The sequence below is a fragment of the Vibrio sp. YT-16 genome (assembly GCF_033337405.1).
Taxonomy (GTDB): Bacteria; Pseudomonadota; Gammaproteobacteria; order Enterobacterales; family Vibrionaceae; genus Vibrio; species Vibrio alginolyticus.
Genome location: NZ_JAWOQQ010000011.1, coordinates 17,974 through 37,151 on the forward strand (window position 1 = coordinate 17,974; position 19,178 = coordinate 37,151).

At 40.2% G+C, this 19,178-nt stretch carries 15 protein-coding genes; 7 read left to right on the top strand and 8 right to left on the bottom strand.

Annotated features, from left to right (window positions below):
• Positions 1 to 143: 143 nt before the first annotated feature.
• Complete coding sequence (locus tag R7F07_RS16985) at positions 144 to 1,055, bottom strand: GlxA family transcriptional regulator (RefSeq protein ID WP_171343391.1); 912 nt, start codon at positions 1,053 to 1,055, stop codon at positions 144 to 146.
• A 114-nt stretch (positions 1,056 to 1,169) separates the two neighbouring features.
• Between R7F07_RS16985 and R7F07_RS16990 the strand changes: the two genes are divergently transcribed.
• Together R7F07_RS16990 and R7F07_RS16995 are read left to right on the top strand one after the other, a co-directional pair.
• Positions 1,170 to 1,688 (top strand): cysteine hydrolase family protein, encoded by a 519-nt coding sequence (locus R7F07_RS16990; RefSeq protein WP_005377333.1) that lies wholly within the window; start codon positions 1,170 to 1,172, stop codon positions 1,686 to 1,688.
• A 120-nt stretch (positions 1,689 to 1,808) separates the two neighbouring features.
• Entirely contained in the window at positions 1,809 to 2,570 is a 762-nt protein-coding gene (locus R7F07_RS16995; protein ID WP_086046774.1) for a transporter substrate-binding domain-containing protein, read from the top strand.
• 98 nt (positions 2,571 to 2,668) lie between these two features.
• On the opposite strand, the gene R7F07_RS17000 is transcribed toward R7F07_RS16995, so the two are convergent.
• Positions 2,669 to 3,742: a permease gene (locus R7F07_RS17000; RefSeq protein ID WP_250154655.1), complete on the bottom strand. Its 1,074-nt coding sequence runs from the start codon at positions 3,740 to 3,742 to the stop codon at positions 2,669 to 2,671.
• A 346-nt stretch (positions 3,743 to 4,088) separates the two neighbouring features.
• On the opposite strand from R7F07_RS17000, the gene R7F07_RS17005 reads away from it, so the two are divergent.
• Complete coding sequence (locus R7F07_RS17005; protein WP_171343389.1) at positions 4,089 to 5,081, top strand: zinc-binding dehydrogenase; 993 nt, start codon at positions 4,089 to 4,091, stop codon at positions 5,079 to 5,081.
• A gap of 147 nt (positions 5,082 to 5,228) precedes the next feature.
• Here R7F07_RS17005 and R7F07_RS17010 read toward each other — a convergent pair whose 3' ends face one another.
• The 4 genes from R7F07_RS17010 to R7F07_RS17025 form a co-directional block, all read right to left on the bottom strand.
• Complete coding sequence (locus R7F07_RS17010) at positions 5,229 to 6,131, bottom strand: homocysteine S-methyltransferase family protein (protein WP_171343388.1); 903 nt, start codon at positions 6,129 to 6,131, stop codon at positions 5,229 to 5,231.
• 276 nt (positions 6,132 to 6,407) lie between these two features.
• A complete protein-coding gene (locus tag R7F07_RS17015) occupies positions 6,408 to 7,142 on the bottom strand; it encodes an amino acid ABC transporter ATP-binding protein (RefSeq protein ID WP_170893395.1) in 735 nt (244 codons plus the stop codon).
• Between the two features lie 14 nt (positions 7,143 to 7,156).
• On the bottom strand, positions 7,157 to 8,104 hold the full coding sequence (locus R7F07_RS17020; RefSeq protein ID WP_005377325.1) for an amino acid ABC transporter permease: 948 nt from the start codon (positions 8,102 to 8,104) through the stop codon (positions 7,157 to 7,159).
• Between the two features lie 135 nt (positions 8,105 to 8,239).
• Entirely contained in the window at positions 8,240 to 9,028 is a 789-nt protein-coding gene (locus tag R7F07_RS17025) for a transporter substrate-binding domain-containing protein (protein ID WP_054579515.1), read from the bottom strand.
• Between the two features lie 461 nt (positions 9,029 to 9,489).
• Between R7F07_RS17025 and R7F07_RS17030 the strand changes: the two genes are divergently transcribed.
• A complete protein-coding gene (locus R7F07_RS17030) occupies positions 9,490 to 9,834 on the top strand; it encodes a DUF3316 domain-containing protein (RefSeq protein WP_005377323.1) in 345 nt (114 codons plus the stop codon).
• Positions 9,835 to 10,443: 609 nt separating this feature from the next.
• On the opposite strand, the gene R7F07_RS17035 is transcribed toward R7F07_RS17030, so the two are convergent.
• Complete coding sequence (locus R7F07_RS17035; RefSeq protein WP_017634771.1) at positions 10,444 to 11,418, bottom strand: porin; 975 nt, start codon at positions 11,416 to 11,418, stop codon at positions 10,444 to 10,446.
• A gap of 140 nt (positions 11,419 to 11,558) precedes the next feature.
• Positions 11,559 to 12,482: a LysR family transcriptional regulator gene (locus R7F07_RS17040; RefSeq protein ID WP_017821684.1), complete on the bottom strand. Its 924-nt coding sequence runs from the start codon at positions 12,480 to 12,482 to the stop codon at positions 11,559 to 11,561.
• A 378-nt stretch (positions 12,483 to 12,860) separates the two neighbouring features.
• Here R7F07_RS17040 and R7F07_RS17045 point away from each other — a divergent pair, with 378 nt between their 5' ends.
• From R7F07_RS17045 to R7F07_RS17055, 3 genes are all read left to right on the top strand, one after another.
• Complete coding sequence (locus R7F07_RS17045; protein WP_053304410.1) at positions 12,861 to 14,030, top strand: efflux RND transporter periplasmic adaptor subunit; 1,170 nt, start codon at positions 12,861 to 12,863, stop codon at positions 14,028 to 14,030.
• 12 nt (positions 14,031 to 14,042) lie between these two features.
• On the top strand, positions 14,043 to 17,183 hold the full coding sequence (locus tag R7F07_RS17050; RefSeq protein WP_318110542.1) for a multidrug efflux RND transporter permease subunit: 3,141 nt from the start codon (positions 14,043 to 14,045) through the stop codon (positions 17,181 to 17,183).
• Between the two features lie 145 nt (positions 17,184 to 17,328).
• Positions 17,329 to 18,258, top strand: a complete 930-nt coding sequence (locus R7F07_RS17055) for a LysR family transcriptional regulator (RefSeq protein WP_005377305.1) — start codon at positions 17,329 to 17,331, stop codon at positions 18,256 to 18,258.
• Positions 18,259 to 19,178 lie beyond the last annotated feature (920 nt).

Consider the following 19,178-nt stretch of genomic DNA (forward strand, 5'->3'; position numbering starts at 1 on the left):
TAAGCATCCTAAAAAGTTCTCAATACTTAGAAGATCGCTACGGTTGGCTTAGCTTGTTATCCCTTTTCATCACGCTAAGCCAGCTTGTAAAAATATGCGGTGTTTATAAATGTTTAATACCAACATTATCTTACTTCTGGCGTTTATGAACAGAACCGAGATCTGAACGACTTTGGTGTTAAACCTACGATCCTATTAAATATTTTCCTGAACGCGCTCACATCTTGGTAACCCACTCTAAATGATATTGCGTCAAATGTTAGGGTTGTCGACTCAAGTAAATCACAAGCTTTTTGGACTCTTAAGCTTTGTATGTATTGGTTAACATTGAAACCTGTCGCCTTTTTAAAGCGTCGCTGCAATGTCCTTTCTGTTAAACAACTCAACTCTGCAAGCTCTTTATTGCTCAGTTTTCCTTGATAATGATCGTTTATATAGTGCTGTAGTTGAACAATTACCTCATCACCATGTTGGAAGTTTGGGGTAAACTGTTGATAAAAGCGTTGCTCTCTCGGACCAGTATCAATAACCAACATTTTTCCTAACAGGCGCATTACTGCCGGTGACGCAAATAAGGAAACCAATTCCAAGCCTAAATCCACCCATGACATCATACCCCCAGCCGTAATGATCGTTCCTTCGTTAATAAGGATGGCTTCTTGTCTTACGTGGATATCGGGAAACTGACTCGCTAATGAAGGAGCCAAGCCCCAGTGTGTTGTACAAGACTTATTGGTCAACAACTGGGTTTGAGCAAGAATAAAAGTACCAGCGCAGGCGGAGGCTAAAATCGCACCTTTACTATATTGGACATTTAACCAGTCGAGTAGCTCTGGCTCTGGTTCTAAGTAATATTGACCAGTGCCGCTAGGCGGAATCATTACCGCTGTTTTCACATCGAAGTGCGTGTTTGACCAGTGCTCCAATATCTCTACTTCAAAGTGCACATCAACGCCCAATTTAGCCGCCGCACGGTTTGCCATCTCGAAGAGTTCGCTTAAACCATATACGGAGGCTTGCGAGCTATCTGGGTAATTAACGAGTGCTATTTTCATTTATCTTCAAGTGTCGCTTTTTGACTCTTTTGTGTCATTTTAGACTCTAAAGAAGGTGGCTAAAAGTCTTTATATTATTCGTACCGCAATGATCCTCAATAAAAGGAAAAGAAAATGACTCAAAAAGCCCTACTTGTAATTGATTTGCAAAACGACTATTTCCCAGAAGGAAAGTTTCCTTTATGGAATACAGAATCAACTTTAGACAATGTTAAGAGAGCAATAACTAAAGCCAATGAGCAAAACATTCCTGTGATTCATATTCAGCATATTGCCGATCCTGCCATGGGTATTGCCCCATTCTTCAATGAAGGCAGCGACGGTGCCAATATTCACCCAGAAGTTCTTGCTTTAGCGCCGAATTCCGAAATCGTGGTAAAGCACTTCGCAGATAGCTTTGAAGGAACACGTTTAGAAGAAGTATTGGCAAGCAAAAATGTAACAGAGTTACTTGTATGCGGAATGATGACACAAAACTGCGTCACACATACTGCTATCTCAAAATCTGCGGACAAGTATGATGTTTCGATCTTAATGGATAGCTGTACCACGGTCGATGAAATGATTCACAACATTGCACTTCACGCTGTCTCAACGAGAGTTCCCCTCGTAACTATTGAAGATAAGCTGTAATACACGTAAAACCTTTCGCTCACACAATGCGGGCGAAAGGTCACACATATATGCACTTTCATTGATATTTGCTTACTTTGTGTTAAACATTGGTTTCCAAATAGTTACAAGGAAACATTTATGAAATGGATAGTCGTATTGTTTATTAGCTTATTTTCAGTTTTCAGCCATGCGAAAGAGTGGAAACAAATTCGCTTCACTGTTGAAGGGGCTTACCCTCCATTTAGCTGGACGACAAAAGAGGGAAAGCTAGAAGGGTTTGAAGTCGACCTCGCTAACGCGTTATGCAAAGAGTTAGAAGTAAAGTGCGTTATCTCAAAAATGGATTGGGATGGCATCATCCCTTCTCTCCTTAGTCGCAAGAACGATGCGATTATTGCTGCAATGACAATCACAGAAGAACGAGAAAAGAAAGTCGATTTCACCGTCCCTTATGCAAAAGTACCGACTCGTTTTGTAATGAAAAATGATAGAGAAATCAATATGGATGATGGCAGCCTAAATCGTTTATCTATTGGAGTTCAAAGAGCCACAATTGGTGATAAGTACCTTTCTGCCTTGTATCCAGATATTGATATTCGTCGTTATGGTACGTTCGATGAGGCATTTACCGATCTACTCAATGGACGGTTAGATGCTGTATTTGGCGGCTCAATCGGTTTAAGTGCTGGTTTTCTTGAAACTGCACAAGGTAAAGGCTATCACTTTACTGGACCAGCGTTTACAGAGGAAAAGTGGTTCGGCCGTGGCATTGGCGTAGCAGTGAGAAAACAAGACAAAGAATTAAAAGCATTACTCGATAGCGGAATACAAAAATTGATCCAGAGCGGTAAGCATAAAACCATCGCCAGCAAGTATTTCTCCTATAGTATTTACGAGTAACCTCTTTATCTTTTTATAGCCTGCGCGGTATAGGAAACTTCCCTTTCCCTATATGGCAACAAAAACAGAGCCCTCGAGCAATCGCCCGAGGGTTATTTTTATAAAAAAGCCCAGCTATATAAGTAACCCGCTCCCATGGCCATCGTTAAGATAACGATTAGGAAGGCAGCGATCATTTGGTTCTTAAAAATTGATTTCAACAAAATCACTTCTGTAAGACTTGCGCCAGCACTACCAATAATAAGCGCCATAACAGATCCAAGAGCCATACCTTTTTGTACTAGTGCCGCGCTAAGTGGAATGACCGCCTCTGCACGGATGTACAATGGAATACCAATGATTGCTGCGACCGGAATCGCGTACCACTTCGCTTCACCAGCGAACTCCGCAATGAACTCCGTCGGGATGAAGCCATAGATAAATGAACCAATCGCAATGCCCATCATGAGATAAGGGAACACTTGCTTAAAGTCTTTCCAAGTTGATTGCCAAATACGTACCCAGCGGCTAGGTTCTTTCTCTTCCACGACTGTCGCTGTTGCACTACCGTCTGATGAGCAGCAAGACACTTCCACTTTAGGTTCAGGTTTTGGTGCATCACCACAGCAAGATGTTTTCGCCGCAACTGGCGTAGGTTCATTGCAGGCGCTGGTACCACAGATTGATGCTGGTCTCGCTTCTTCTTTTTTCTTGCTTGAATCGCCACAAGAAGTACCGCACGAAGAAGAACCTACCGCTTGATATGCTTCTGGTTTGACGTAACGTTCAAACCCTAGTTTTTCAAGTACATAGCCTGCTACCACTGATACTGACATCGCGATAGCAAAGTAAAATACCGCAACTTTCCAACCAAAAGTCACCACAAACAAGCCAATAATCACTGGGTTAAGCAACGGGCTTGCAAATAGGAACACCATCATAGGTCCAAAACCTGCTCTTGCACGCAACAAGCCTTTTAAGAAAGGAATGGTCGAACACGAACAGAAAGGCGTAATCGAACCTAGCAACGCAGCAATGAAGTAACCTTTACCCTTTTTCGAGCTGAGAATAGATTGAATTTTTTCTGGCGTTAGAAAATCTTGCAACACACCGACAATGTAGCTAATTGCCAGAAATAAGATGATAAGTTCGGTTGCTAGAAACGCAAACATATCCAGCGCTTCTTTAGCCATAGTTATAATTTCTGTATTCACATTTACTCTCCTAGTCATTTTTCGCTAACGAGCTTACCTGATAGATAAGCCTTTATTTCGATATTTCTGGAATTATAGAATCACAAAACAAAAAATCAACAGAATATTTCCATAAAAATGGAATAATAAAACTAGTCATTACTTATCATAAAGTTACATGTCGTTAGCTATGCAGACTGGTTGTCGATGATAATTTCAGAGCATCTCGATTCCTTTTTATCAAACATAACCTAAAATTATCAAAATAAGAAAAAACCATAATTATTGCAGCAACACCCTCTGAGTTAGTATGACTTTCGACCATTCTTAATAATAAGGAAAACCTATGAGAGCGATAACTTACCAACGAGATAACGATACTTTCTCTTTATCCGAATTACCTACACCAAAACTAGAAACCCAATTTGATGTATTGGTTAAAGTTAACGCTGTTGGTTTGAACCCTGTCGATGCAAAAATTCATTATTGGTCAGACATGGTCACTAACATGGATAACAATTTTGTTGGCGGGTTAGACGTATCAGGAGAAATAGTCTCTGTAGGCGATGCGGTCGTTGATTGGAAGGTTGGCGATAAAGTGTTGTATCACGGCAACATGAGGCGCCATCACGGTGGATTCGCTGAATTTGCTATCCATGATTCAAGAACGCTCATAAAGCACCCTCAGGTTCCGGTTGAAGTGGCAGCATCCACACCTTGCGCAGCCTGGACCGCATATCGCGCTTTGGTAGACAAGCTCGATATTTCAAATCGAAGCAGCATTTTTATCGCCGGAGGTGCTGGCGGCGTTGGAAGCTTTGCTATTCAGTTAGCAAAGACATTTGGTGTTGAACAGATCATTGCTACTAGTTCAGAAGCTAATCACGCATATTTGTCCTCGTTAGGAGCAACCCATATGATTGATTATCATCATGAAGATGTAATTAAGCGAGTAATGGACATTACCGGAAATCATGGCGTTGAGGTTGCACTCGATTGTGTAGGCGGTGATAACGACCGAATTGCAGCCTCGGTGTTAACCTTTGAGGGCGAAATGGTGGAGCTCGTCAAGACTGTCGACCCTTCTCAATATCCAGATGCCTTCTTAAAAGGCTTGGGCTTCCATCAAATAAGTTTGGGCTCTGGTCATGTCTTTGGCGAGAGAGGGTTTGCAAGTATCGTTAATGCCGGAAAGGAAGTGTCTGAGCTATTAGAAAATGGAGAATTGGAAGTACCGAAACTGAAGATCATCGGCTTAGAAGATGTAGGTAACGCACTCTTGGACATGCGAAATCAGAGAACAGTTGGAAAGATTGTCGTTAATCTGAACCAAAAATAATTAATAAAGATCTCGAGGCAAACTGGCAAAGTAATGAGCAAGTTAAAGCATCTTGTTACTTTGCCAGATATGAAAGACCTTTATTTTGTCTATAACGATGAATGAAAAACAAAACCTCTTGCCATACTTCCCTGCGCTTCACCAAAATTAGGCGTTTTCGAGAGTGTCTCTCCAAGTCGCTAGCAATTTAATATGACGTGGTTCAATCCCACAGCAACCACCAATAATGCTTGCTCCCTGCGCATGCCACTTTTTAGCATACTCAAGATATTCAGTCGGAGAGAAATGACGAACTTCCTGAATGGTCTCGTTGGCTTGGTGCGCTTGCTTTATCGGAGCAAAGCTATTTGCGAAAACACCTATCGTCAATTCTCTACCTGACTCACTCAATACTGCTTGTGTATCTATGATCGCTTGCTCGACAACTTCAGGAATAGAGCAATTGAAAAAGATACCTGAAACATTTGTTTTCAACAGCGTATTAACCGCGACTTTAAGAGATTCCCCTGAGCGAAGGCGAGGCAAAGAGTTAGGCTCATCCATTAAGGTGAAAGCAAGATAATTGGGCTTATCTGTTTTGGCTAAAATTATTGATAGAACTTCAACTTCAGCGAGGCTAGACACGGTCTCAGCTAACCAAATATCAACATATTGATCTTGAGCTTCAAATAACTCAGAAGCCACTTCCAGTGCCCTTTTCGGCTCGAATAATTCAGGCCTGTAAGACCCCATTACAGGAGGAAGAGAACCCGCAACGAGCACTCTATCGTTAGAGCTGGTGACTACATCTCTGGCAATTTTAGCTGCAGATTTTGCTAACTCAGTCCCCCGTTTTGCATAGAGTTCCTCGCCTAAGTGAAATGGAACACATGCATAACTGTTGACAGTGATAATCTCTGCGCCAGCGTCTATGAAATTCTCATGTGCCATTTTTACATATTGTGGTGATTCAATTAGCGCTTGTGCACTCCAAAGCGGCTGAGAAAAAGGGGCGCCAATACGTTCTAACTCTCGCCCCATGCCACCATCTAAAATTGTTACTTTCTTCATTTAGACATCCATACCGCCAAACATCCATAAACTCTATTCAAACACAATTTTTATCAATTCAAAATGAAATTGTTATGTTTAAAGTGAACAAAGACTTAATGGCTGATTAAACACTCTAGTATTTACCAGACCTTTCATTCGGACCAAGCTAATGTTATCGCCATTAACTTCGAGTAAAAAGCCCATTATCTATGTCTCTCGGCGAGGCGAGCGTTACGAGCCACAATAGTGCATGAAGTGATTGAGGGACTCGCCCTCAATCAAATTTTCTTTTTATTATAAGACTTTAGATAAAAACTTCTGCAATCTAGGGTTGGTGGGGTTATCAAAAAATCGCTCAGGAGAGTCAGAAACCAAAAGCTCACCATCTTCCATAAACAACACCCTATCAGCGACCTCTTTTGCGAAACCCATTTCATGAGTAACCACTACCATGGTCATTCCGTCCTTGGCCAAATCTTTCATCACATCAAGAACTTCTCCAACCATTTCAGGGTCTAGTGCTGATGTGGGTTCATCAAACAACATAATGTTGGGCTTCATTGCTAACGCACGAGCGATTGCGACGCGCTGCTGCTGTCCGCCTGATAAGTGATTAGGATAATTATCCATTCTCTCCGACAGACCGACTTTATAAAGCAAATCTTTTGCTTCTTTCTTCACCGATTCAGGGTCACGTTTAGAAACCTTTAAAGGTGCTAACATGACGTTCTCTATCGCCGTTTTATGTGGAAAAAGGTTGAAGCCTTGAAATACCATGCCCACATCAGCGCGTAGTTTATTGATATCCGTAGATTTGTGGTACATATCGATACCATCTACGATAATAGACCCACTATTTATTGTCTCTAATTGATTGATCGTCCGTAAGAATGTTGACTTACCAGAACCTGACGGTCCTACGATGACAATCACTTCCCCTTTTTCTACATTTACCGATACGTCCTTGAGCGCATGGCAGCCATTAGGGTAAATTTTATTAATTGTTTTTGCTGAAATAATGTATTCCATTAATGACTCCACCATTAATCACTTGCTGCCAATTTCTTTTCTAACGTTTGTATTGCCCAAGATAAGGTACTAGTCAGAAGCAAATAAAGGGCCGCTACGGTAAACCAAACTTCAAATGGGGCAAAACTACCACTTACGACTTCCCTGCCCGCTTTTGTCAGATCAGTAATCGAAATCACGGAGACAAGTGAGGAATCTTTTATCAGGTTGATAAACTGCCCGGCTAAGGGAGGTAATGTCTGCTTAAACGCTTGAGGTAAAATGACATAAATCATCGCTTTGGGATAATTCATTCCTAGTGAACGCGCCGCTTCCATTTGTCCTCTTGGGATTGACTGGATTCCTGACCGCACAATTTCTGCGACGTAAGCGGCGGTAAACACGGAGAGCGCTATCACTCCCGCAGTAAAACGCTCAAGGTCAAGCACAGTACCAATAAAGAAGTAAACGATAAAAATCTGTACTAAAAGAGGCGTTCCACGAATAACCTCGACATACACAAGCGCCAGCTTTTTTAATGCCGGATTGCTGGATATACGCATTAGTCCGACAACTAAGCCCAACGCTAGAGCAATGATAAGTGACCAGAGTGAGATTTTAATGGTCGTCACAACACCATCTAAAATTGGGCCAGAGCGCCACTCTTTTATAGTTGCTAAGGTATCTCCTTCAAAAATAAGATCACCTTCATAGACGTCGACAGACTTATATTGGCTTAGTTCAAGAACAATATCACCATGAATACTCTCCAGAGCCAGTTGGTTATTCTCGTCGAGAATGATGTTCCCATCGACAGGCGCGGTAATGGATGAAGCAGCGTTAGTGGCAATATAAGGAAGGACACGCTCCCAATTCCAGCTGTAATCGATTCGCTTACCTGACAGATAGACAAGACCGCAAATTGATAGCAAAACAAGAACAAAAACAGCGTTCCACAATAGGGATTTAAAGTTATTTTGCATGTGATTCCGAGAATGACTTTGATTAAAGTTGGTTGGGTATTTGAATAAAGAAAAGCGTTAGCTTCACAGCGCGAACCGTTTGGTTGGCGATGAACCAAGCCAGAAGCTAACCGCTCCTCTACAATAACAATATGATTACTTGACTTGCTTTAACCATTTATCGTCGTTAAACCACTTATCGTAAATGCGATCGTAAGTTCCATCGCCCTTAATTTGACGTAAATAGTTGTTTAAGAAGTTGAGCGTATCTGGATTTCCTTGCGGCACAGCCCAACCCAAAGGCTCGTAAGTAAACGGTTTAGCCAAGTGCATTAACTGCCCTTTGTTTTCCGCCACATAAATAGAGTTGTAAGGAAAGTCATAAACAAACGCATCTACCTTTCCGTTGGCAACCTCAAGTACCGCTTCAGACTGAGTTTCGTATAGATTTATCTTAGCTTTCGGAAGGTATCGTTTTACCGCTTGCTCACCCGTTGTCCCAAGCTTAGTTGCAACAACATATTCTGGACTATTGAGATCTCGGTAACTAGACACTTTACCTTCATGTTTGAGATCTACGAGAATGGATTGACCAATAACCACATAGGGATCAGCGAAATTCACCTGAGTATTTCGCATAGGTGTGATAGTCATCCCGCCCATAATCATGTGACACTTACCAGTCAACAGTGTTGGGATAATGCCATCCCATGAAGTGTTTACCGGCACAAACTTAACATCCATGGCACGCGCCATTTGCTTACCCAAATCGATATCAAACCCGATGTACTGCCCATTTTTTGCTGTCATTTCAAAAGGCATATACCCAGAATCAAAGCAGACTTTTAGCTCCCCTGTACTTTTGATGTCGTCTAAAATTGGGTCTGCATGAACCGTCGTCGAAACAGCTAACCCCAGTGCAGCAAAACACAATAACTTTTTCATGGATATTCCTTTATCATTTGTTGTAAAGTTTTTTTATACACGACAATAGAATAAAAAACCACAAATAATGACTTTTTAATCACCAGAATTTGTAGGATCGTTACTACGCTGGAAGATCTGAATGAAAATCTATACCAAGCCATTGCAATTGAATTGCATGCATTAAGTGATTAAGTTGTAGGCAGGTCACTATAACGACAAGAAACATACGCTTTAACTGAATAGTCAGCGTTTCCGAGAGTGGTTTAATTATTAACGAAACCATACAGATATTCGCTTTTTCACATTGACCGTAATGTCAAAAGTGCTTGAGTTTTATTGTTGACAATTCTTCCATAGTCAATGGTCACAAATGTGATGTACAGCACATTTCTATAATGGCACTATCACCTTTGTCGAGAGATATTAACAAGGATTCGTTGGACATCTTGACTTTGTAATACAAATAAAAAGGTGACTATATGAAAAAACTAATGACGCTCTCATCACTATTATTATTCAGTTTATCTGCTACTGCTGGTATTCATGTCGAACACTCTACAAACAAAGTTGTTCTCAATGACTTTACGACAAAAGATGCCGCTTATAGCTCTGCGTTTGATCTTGTCGATGAATACCAAACGCTATCAAAACATGAACTTAGAAATCGTCTAAACATCATTGGAAGCGGTTTCCCTCGTGATATTGCAATCGATGATAGTAAGGTGAGAGTTGAAGAATACGCACTTAACCGTGATGAAGTTAAATATCGTGCAATCATAAACTTCGATTATCACTTCAGAACAAGTGACGGCGGTAAAAACTAAAAAATCATCTGCACCTTTACTTTCTTAGAGCCCTTCCTATTTTAGGAAAGTAAAGGTGTCTAATCACATTGAAACGACTGCTTTTCATAAATCGCTCTCTCCTTACATAAACAGTATCAATCCCTACCTCTATCGTTTACATAAAAATAATTTTTCCAATCTTCATTGAGATACATTTCGTCGTTTGGCGCTTTATCATTCACTTGGTTCGCCATATGGATTCCACATCACTTAAATGAAAAAGACCCTTGAAATTGAGTTCACTTTTTTATGAAGATTAACTCAACCTAAGATTGACAATTGTCGTTATATTTTTCTCGTTTATAGCAATATATAAAAAACTATTTTTGTTTTAATTAACCATAAGACGTAAAAATAAAAAAAGGCAACAAGATACTTCTTGTTGCCAAAGAAAAAATCATCATTCAAAAAATATGAAAATGAAAACTAGCAGTGGACTAGCTAACAAAACAATTATATCCAAAACACTTTAACAAGTAACGATCAATATAATCCATTATATATGGATGAAAATCAGCACTTATAAAATTACACCGATAAATAAAAAAGCCTGAAAATAGTTTCAGGCTTTTTATATTTATTAATTTTTTAGAATGAATATCTCGCAGCTATTGCAAGAATATCGTCTTCATTGTCTACATCTGTAATTCTGTATTCTGCTAGTGCTTTAAAATTAGAAGTCAAATCGTACTCTGCACCTAGTGAGTAGTAATCGACGACGTCTTCATCATCACGCTCTAGATTGTTATAGCCAACAAGTGCCCAAAGCTTATCTGTTATTTCATAAGTGGCAACTGCTTCAATACCGGTGTAATCAATATTACTTTCAGAACCATCTTTAGCCCAGTTTTCACCATCACTGTATAAAACAGAGGCATAAAACTTGTCGTATTCAAATGCAATAGCACCCGTTAGCAGCTCTGCATCTTCTGCACCCGATTGCCCTTCACCTTCGTTGTAACCAAGCGCAACTTTGAAGCCATATGGCAACTTGTAGTCCGCCGCCGCACCATAAGAGGCTGCATCTGTTGACACTTCATCGTTTTCAGCCTGATAGCTAACATGAATATTCAAACCTTCATAGCTTGTTGTTAGCTTAAATACTGAATCGGAGCGACCGGTACCATATAGATCCGCACTTACGCCAGCAGCTTCATTACCAAACTCCGGGAAAATATCCGTGTAGTCAGATACTAAAGTGACCGCACCGTATTGACGTCCATAACTTACTGTTCCGTAATCTGCACCAACTCCTACATAGCCTTTTCGGATATCAAATTCATCATCTTCAATCCCATCAGCATCTCTGCGATTAGACTTAAATTCCAACTCATATAAGCCGAAGGCATAAAGATCTTCATTTATTTTAGACTCACCTGAAAGTCCTACACGAATGTAGCTATTATCTCCGTCAGCATTTTTATCATCAGAGAAATAATACATCCCTTGCGCTCGGCCATGAATATTTAACACTGATTCTTGATCTTCATAAACTACGGCTGAATTTGCAGCACTTGCAGAGAAAAGTGCTGCGATTGCGATCGACGTTCTTGTCATTTTCATTTAATTACCACTACTTGTGTTGTTTGAATCGAGTGAAATTATGAACAGTGGCAATTATTTTTAAAGTGCAAATTCAACCATATTCTATGGATAAATATAAACAAGCCCTCAATCTAAAACATTATGTCCTAATACTCATATTAGTCGAGATAATCCATCCAAACAGGAGGCGTTCCTATTATTTTTTGAACAGTATCAATGAACAGTTTGGCTAATGGTTGTTGATTTCGGTGAGTATACATTGCATATATTTCCCCTATTGCGGGAAGATTATAATCAGGAAGCAACTGTACAAGATCTTGTTTACTCAAACTCTCCTGAAGAAAGAACTGCCCAATTAAAGCATACCCTAGATCAGATTTTACGGCATCGAGCATTAATTCAGTTTCATTCACGAAGTACTGCCCATTGATATTATACGTTCTAACGTCGCTTGATGACTGGCTTGGCGCTATACGTAGCTTATCCGCCTTAAAGTTAGCATTCGAGTATATTACTGCTGGCATTTTTATAAGCTCTTCTGGAGAGCTCGGGGTTCCATACTTGTCAATAAAACTCTTCGATGCAACCAGTGCCATATTATTACTTGCCAACTTACGTACTATCATATTGGACTCTCGGATTGGTCCGATACGAAACACAACGTCAAAACCTTCGTGGATAACATCGACTCGATTATCATCGAGCAGCAGCTCTACAGTAATGTTTGGGTACTGTTTTATAAACTCTTTAACTGCCTGATTTAAGTATGCTCTGCCAAAGAAAGTGGAGCTTGATATTTTCAAGTTACCCTTCGGTTCATCCTGAAATGTAGCAGCAATACTACGAGTTTCGGTTAGAACCTCTCTTACTTTCTTGGCTTGCGCCACCATCTCAACACCTGCATTGGTCAGGGATAGCGAACGCGTGGAACGGTTTAACAGCCGTAAGCCCAATTCATCCTCTAGCTTTTTGATCTGTTTTGACAAAGCTGAACGATCTATATGATTTCTGTCAGCAGCCTTAGCAAAAGTTCCGTATTCAGAGACATCCAGTAGTAATTCAAGTTGGCTTGCGAGATCCACTGCACAATTCCTTATTTAGTTTTTATTCTTTATGTGATGGGAAATGGATTTTACAAAATTAATTTCAATTTTTTATGGTTCAAATTGCATCAGTGAATTGCAAATAATGCACGAATTAAAAACACTTTAATTTTCGTCGCTATCTTTAGCTTCTGTTTAGTTATTCCTATCTATTATCGCTTATTACATTTAATAATACTCCACGTCTTTAAAACCCTAAACTGACCTTTTTCAAACCAAAAAGTGAGCATTTTGACCAATATTTAATCGTGCATTTTTATCACTACTCTATGTTCGCTGAGGGCCTATTTACCCATAGGTACAATGAATACAATGCCGTTCCTTTTAGTATGAACAGAATCATTTAGGGCGCGACAAATGTTAAAGAAAGTTTTCGGCATTGGCCTTTTATCCGTTTTAGCTGCTTGTGCAGACGAAGAGATAACCAAACAACCTAATACTCCCTTACCTACGATAGACGTCTCCAAAGTCATCTATGAGCCCGTTCAATCGTGGTTCACCTTTACAACAAGGCTTCAAGCACCAGAGAAAGTTTCTTTAATGCCACGCGTTTCCGGAGTTATTGAAACGGTAGAGTTCAAAGACGGACAGAGTGTCAACAAAGGCGACTTACTCGTCACTCTTGATGATCGAACCTTCAAAGCTCAGGTCTCACGACTTGAAGCGCAAGTTAAGAGTGCTCGAGCTGCGCTAGAGCAAGCAGCAAACGAACAAAAGAGAGCCGCTCAACTGGTTAAGCGAAAAGCCATCTCAGCGGAACAAGCAGAGGCCCGAGATACCGCAGTAAAGCAACGCTCTGCAGAACTAATGGCTTTGCGTGCTCAGTTAGAATCCGCAAAGTTAGATCTTGAGTTTACGAAGATATATGCCCCTATTAGCGGCACTATTTCAAGAGCATTCATTACTAAAGGAAACAATGTAAACGCAAATCAAAGCGTTATATCAAACATTGTCTCTAACGATCAGGTATATGCATACTTTGATGTCGATGAGCGAACTTGGAACCGTTACTTCTCGACAATCAATGCCGACTCTAACTTACCTACTCGTCTTGAACTATCTGGACAAAATGGGCAGGAGTTTTTTGGACGCGTTGACTTTGTCGACAACTCCATCAACGAAAACACCGGTACTTTGCAGGTTCGAGCGGTATTCGATGCAACAAAATCAAACTTAAAAGTGGGATCGTTTGGCCGAGTTCAGATATCAACAACCAAACCAGTTGAACGAGTTCTCGTTCCAGAGCGTTCTATTGGCACAGATCTAGAAAACCGCTTTGTATTAACACTCAATGAAGAGAATACGTTGCAATACAGCATCGTAACCTTAGGCGAACGTTACGGAACATTTCGTGCTATCGAGAATGGCTTGAACGCCGACTCAATTATTGCGGTAAATGGCCCAGCAAAAGTTGGCCCAAATAGCAAAGTCACACCAAAAAATGTCACGCTAGATATTAGCAATACTTCATTGATTATGGCTTCAAACTCAACATCGTTGCCAAACAAACGTTTAGCTCAAGACTAAGAAGACAACCGAATGAAATTTGCACACTTTTTTATTCAAAGACCCATATTTGCCTCTATGTTATCGCTATTGATATTAATAGTAGGCGCAATTTCACTTTTACAGTTGCCTGTGAGTGAATATCCAGAGGTTGTCCCTCCTACAGTGGTAGTTACAGCAAACTATCCTGGTGCGAACCCAAAAGTAATCGCAGAAACAGTTGCTACGCCTCTGGAGCAAGAAATTAATGGTACAGAGAACATGTTATATATGTTTTCGCAGGCAACCAGTGACGGCAGAATGACATTGACCGTAACCTTTGCTTTAGGTACGGACTTGGACAAAGCTCAGGTTCAAATTCAAAACCGCGTCACTACAGCTTTGCCCCGATTACCAGAAGCCGTCCAACGGTTAGGAGTTGTTGCCGAAAAAGCCTCTCCTGATCTCACTATGGTTGTGCATATATATTCTCCAGATTCTAGCCGTGAAGTCAGTTATTTAGCTAACTACGCTAATTTAAACTTGAAAGATGAGATAGCTCGGCTCGGAGGCGTTGGTGATGTGCGCCTTTTCGGTGGTGATGAGTACTCAATGCGCTTGTGGTTAAATCCAGATGAGCTCGCTTCTAGAAATCTAACCGTAATGGACGTTGTCTCCGCCGTCCGATCTCAAAACCAACAGGTGGTAGCAGGCTCATTAGGTGCGCAACCAACCGCTAATGAAAACCAATTCCAAGTTTTGTTGAACGTAAAGGGCCGCTTGGAGAATATTGATGAATTCAACGACATCGTAGTAAAAGTTGACGAAACAGGGGCTTTGACGCGTCTTAAAGACGTTGCACGCGTAGAGCTAGGTCAAAACTCTTATGCACTGCGCGCCTTGTTAAATGGTAAACCAGCGGTGGCGATGCCCGTATTCCAACGCCCTGGTGCTAATGCTATTGAGCTATCTAATCAGGTTCGTTCAACCATGGACCGTTTACAAGCAGCCTTTCCAACTGGAGTTTCATATGAAATAGCCTACGACCCGACCGTCTTTGTTCGTGGTTCGATAGACGCGGTGGTTCATACTCTGCTAGAGGCAATTGTACTTGTTGTTGTCGTAGTTATTCTGTTTTTGCAAACATGGCGCGCGTCTATCATCCCTATCATTGCGGTGCCTGTTTCATTAATCGGTACGTTCGCTGTAATGCAAATGCTCGGAGTATCGATTAACACACTTTCGTTGTTTGGACTTGTTCTCGCCATAGGCATCGTCGTCGATGACGCCATTGTCGTCGTCGAAAACGTGGAACGGAACATCCATAATGGTCTTGCACCACTAGAAGCAACGAAACAAGCAATGACCGAAGTTACCGGGCCAATTATTGCAATTGCATTAGTGTTATGTGCGGTGTTTATCCCGACAACCTTTATTACAGGGTTATCCGGTCAGTTTTATAAGCAGTTCGCACTAACAATTACGATCTCGACGATTATTTCAGCAATTAACTCGTTGACGTTATCGCCTGCTTTATCAGCACTGCTATTACAAGATAAGAACGCAAAACCCGATCGGCTAACCAAACTCTTGGATGCGGTTTTTGGTAAGTATGTTTTTGCGCCATTCAATAGAATTTTTGAGTATAGCTCGAACCAATATCAAGCTCTGGTCAAGAAGCTGATTCGTTTTAGCCTTGTTGTTGTGGTGGTATACATTGCTTTACTCGGGGGAACGGTTTCTCTATTCAAAGCGGTTCCTGGAGGATTCATTCCTCAACAAGATAAGCAGTATTTAGTTGCGATCGCCCAACTTCCAGATGCAGCAAGTTTAGATAGAACAGAGTCCGTTATTAAAGAAATGGAAAACCTCGCGCTGGCAACACCTGGCGTAGCACAAACCATTTCTTTCCCAGGCTTATCGGTCAATGGTTTTACTAACAGTCCGAATAGTGGCATCGTTTTTGTTACGCTTGAGGACTTCGATAAACGAAATGATCCAACTCTCGGAGCAAATGCGATTGTTGCATCTTTGAATAAGAGCTTTTCAATCATTGATGAAGCCTTCGTTGCGATTTTTCCACCACCACCAATCCAAGGACTTGGCTCTACTGGCGGCTTTAAACTTCAAATCGAAGACCGTGCGAACAAGGGGTTTGATGAGCTCTTCAAGCAATTGAACTTGGTAATAAGTGAGGCATCAACAAGACCCGAGCTGATGGGATTATATTCCACATTTCGTATACAAGTGCCGCAGATGGACATCCAAATAGATCGTGAACAAGCGATGCTGCAAGGTGTTCCTCTAGAGCAGGTTTTTGATGCGCTTCAAGTTTATTTAGGATCATTATACGTCAATGACTTCAATATGTTTGGTAGAACATACAAAGTGAATGCCCAGGCAGACATGAACTATCGTCTCGAACCTGACCAAATACTTAATTACAAAGTAAGAAATGCTGCCGGAAAAATGGTTCCTCTCGGCGCTGTACTGGAGATCATACCCACGATTGGGCCTGACCGCGTGATGCACTATAACGGCTACCCTAGTGCAGAACTAAACGGCAGTCCTGCTTTTGGTTACAGCTCTGACCAAGCCCAAACGGCTATTGAGGAAGTACTGGATCAAAACCTAGCAGAGGGAATGGTTTATGAATGGACTGATGTAACCTACCAGCAGATTTTGGCTGGTAACACGATGGTGTATATATTCCCACTTGTTGTTTTGTTAGTTTTCATGGTGTTAGCTTCGCAGTACGAGAGTTTAAAACTGCCATTCGCTATCATTTTGATCGTTCCTATGACCATTTTTTCTGCACTAGCAGGTGTTTGGTTCATTGGTGGTGACAACAATATATTCACACAAATTGCTTTGATTGTCCTTGTGGCTCTAGCGTGTAAAAATGCCATCTTGATGGTGGAGTTCGCTAAAGAACTTAAAGACAATGGCCAAGATACCTTATCAGCGATTTTGGAAGCATGTCGTTTACGTCTTCGACCGATTCTAATGACATCAATTGCATTTACCGCTGGTGTTATTCCATTAATGATTGGTACAGGGGCCGGAGCGGAAATGCGACAAGCAATGGGTATTGCCGTATTCTCGGGTATGGTAGGCGTAACGGTATTTGGATTACTACTCACACCTGTTTTTTACATGTTAGTGAGTCGAAACAAAAAACGTCAAACACTATAACCATAATATAAATACTCATTTAAATTCATACTAAAGGGAGCTATTGCTCCCTTTTCTTTTGGTTATTAAGTATATTAATAATTTCTAGACAGAGCAGCAGTTATACATGAAACTAATACGCTAATATCTAACTTGGATAAACATTGTGGATTTAGCAAATAAACTACACCTGCTTTTAGAAGTCTCTAAAGCTGGATCTTTTGCAAAAGCAGCAGATGGGATGAATATCGACCGCTCTGTTTTATCTAAACACATCAAGCAGTTAGAAGAGCACTTAGGCGTTAGGCTATTAAACAGAACAACTCGCTCTCTTTCATTAACACAAGTCGGCAAGCAAATAGTTGAAAAAGCAGACCAAATATCTCAACTCCTTGATGATACTCAACAAATAGCGGAGAACTTTCAGACTGAGCCTTCAGGGAAAGTACGAATTTCAAGCTCAACATTATTTGGAAAACTCTATCTACAACCTTCGATAGAGAAGTTTTTACATAAGTACCCAAAAGCAAGTGTTGAACTAATGCTAGATGATCTTCATGTAGACGTGATTAGAAGTAATTTTGATATTGCTTTTCGAATCGGACCTATGAGGGATTCATCAATGGTAGCAAGAAAATTAGCAAAAAATACGACTGCAATCATTGCTTCTCGAAATTTAATTGAAAAACATGGTAACCCAGAAACGCCTGATGAGTTAGTTAAGCTACCTTTTATTATTTATTCAAATGGTAATTTTATTGTCGATAAACTTAAATTCTACGACAAAGCAAAATCAGATGGTTTAGATACATACCCAATATCAGGGTCATACATGGTAAATGAAGCTGAGCTAATAATTGAAAGCGTAAAGTCAGGTCTGGGCGCTGCACTTATAGGTCAATTTATGCTTCCTAACAACCTAGAGTCTTCTAATTTAGTTCAACTTTTACCAGAATATGAAACTCAAGATTTTGGTGATATTTATGCCATGTACTCACACCGTCAGCAATCACCATTGGTTAGGGCATTCATTGATATCGTTCAAGAAGAAGTTGGCATACCACCAATATGGGAAAAGCATTTCAATAAAAGCTAGTTGATTCTATTTAATCAAAATTAACAGAAAATCAAATAAAATCAATAATTTAAAACAGAAATGTTTAAGATCCATCGAAGTTTAATGTTAGGTGAATTAAGTTCCATTCTAAATGGCGCTTAATTCACTAAATATAAAAAATTCTTGATTTATAATACTAACAAATCCATCACCTATACAAGTTACGATGTATATTAAAGAAAAACACACCTCGGTCACTAGTTTGTTAGTATATAAAATATCTTATCTTATTTTTTTGGTTATTTATACGTTAGCAACGATTTATTTTAGCGTAAAAATGGACAAAAGCACATCGGAGAACTCTCTTATAGAAATGACTCAAATAGCATTTGTGCTTTTTTCATCGTTAATGTGTTTGTATAAATCTAAGGAGTATCTTGAACTCAAACACATATTAGTAATAATGTCTTCATTTTTTATGGTTATATTCGTTAGAGAAATGGACTACCACATAGAGCAGTATTTCTCTCACGGTTCATGGAAGTACCCTGCTTGGATTATAATAGTCTCGGTCTGTTATTTTTGTTTTAATAACATAGTTAACATAAAAAATGAGGTCAAACTTTTCATTTCTCATTCTAGCTTCACGACATTAACGATTGGCTTTTTCATTGTTTTCTTATTCTCACGCTTTGCAGGGTATGGTGATTTTTGGGTCGAGTTTATGGGGAACTCATACAATAGAGACGTGAAAAACTTGGTCGAAGAAAGCTTAGAGTTACTAGGTTACGCGATACTTTTTAACGGTGTTTTACTTATTAAAGTAGAAAACCACTAAGTATAAATAAAAGTTCATAGCTTGTAGTTCAAGCTTTGAACTTTTTTGGCTAAAAAAAAGCAGCAAATTATATTTGCTGCAAATGATGAAAAAACAATATGCGTAAGTTAACTTCCTAGCA

Coding starts and splice junctions, on each gene's coding strand:
- R7F07_RS16985 (WP_171343391.1), bottom strand. CDS start 1,055: ATGAAAATAGCACTCGTTAATTACCCAGATAGCTCGCAAGCCTCCGTA.
- R7F07_RS16990 (WP_005377333.1), top strand. CDS start 1,170: ATGACTCAAAAAGCCCTACTTGTAATTGATTTGCAAAACGACTATTTC.
- R7F07_RS16995 (WP_086046774.1), top strand. CDS start 1,809: ATGAAATGGATAGTCGTATTGTTTATTAGCTTATTTTCAGTTTTCAGC.
- R7F07_RS17000 (WP_250154655.1), bottom strand. CDS start 3,742: ATGGCTAAAGAAGCGCTGGATATGTTTGCGTTTCTAGCAACCGAACTT.
- R7F07_RS17005 (WP_171343389.1), top strand. CDS start 4,089: ATGAGAGCGATAACTTACCAACGAGATAACGATACTTTCTCTTTATCC.
- R7F07_RS17010 (WP_171343388.1), bottom strand. CDS start 6,131: ATGAAGAAAGTAACAATTTTAGATGGTGGCATGGGGCGAGAGTTAGAA.
- R7F07_RS17015 (WP_170893395.1), bottom strand. CDS start 7,142: ATGGAATACATTATTTCAGCAAAAACAATTAATAAAATTTACCCTAAT.
- R7F07_RS17020 (WP_005377325.1), bottom strand. CDS start 8,104: ATGCAAAATAACTTTAAATCCCTATTGTGGAACGCTGTTTTTGTTCTT.
- R7F07_RS17025 (WP_054579515.1), bottom strand. CDS start 9,028: ATGAAAAAGTTATTGTGTTTTGCTGCACTGGGGTTAGCTGTTTCGACG.
- R7F07_RS17030 (WP_005377323.1), top strand. CDS start 9,490: ATGAAAAAACTAATGACGCTCTCATCACTATTATTATTCAGTTTATCT.
- R7F07_RS17035 (WP_017634771.1), bottom strand. CDS start 11,418: ATGAAAATGACAAGAACGTCGATCGCAATCGCAGCACTTTTCTCTGCA.
- R7F07_RS17045 (WP_053304410.1), top strand. CDS start 12,861: ATGTTAAAGAAAGTTTTCGGCATTGGCCTTTTATCCGTTTTAGCTGCT.
- R7F07_RS17050 (WP_318110542.1), top strand. CDS start 14,043: ATGAAATTTGCACACTTTTTTATTCAAAGACCCATATTTGCCTCTATG.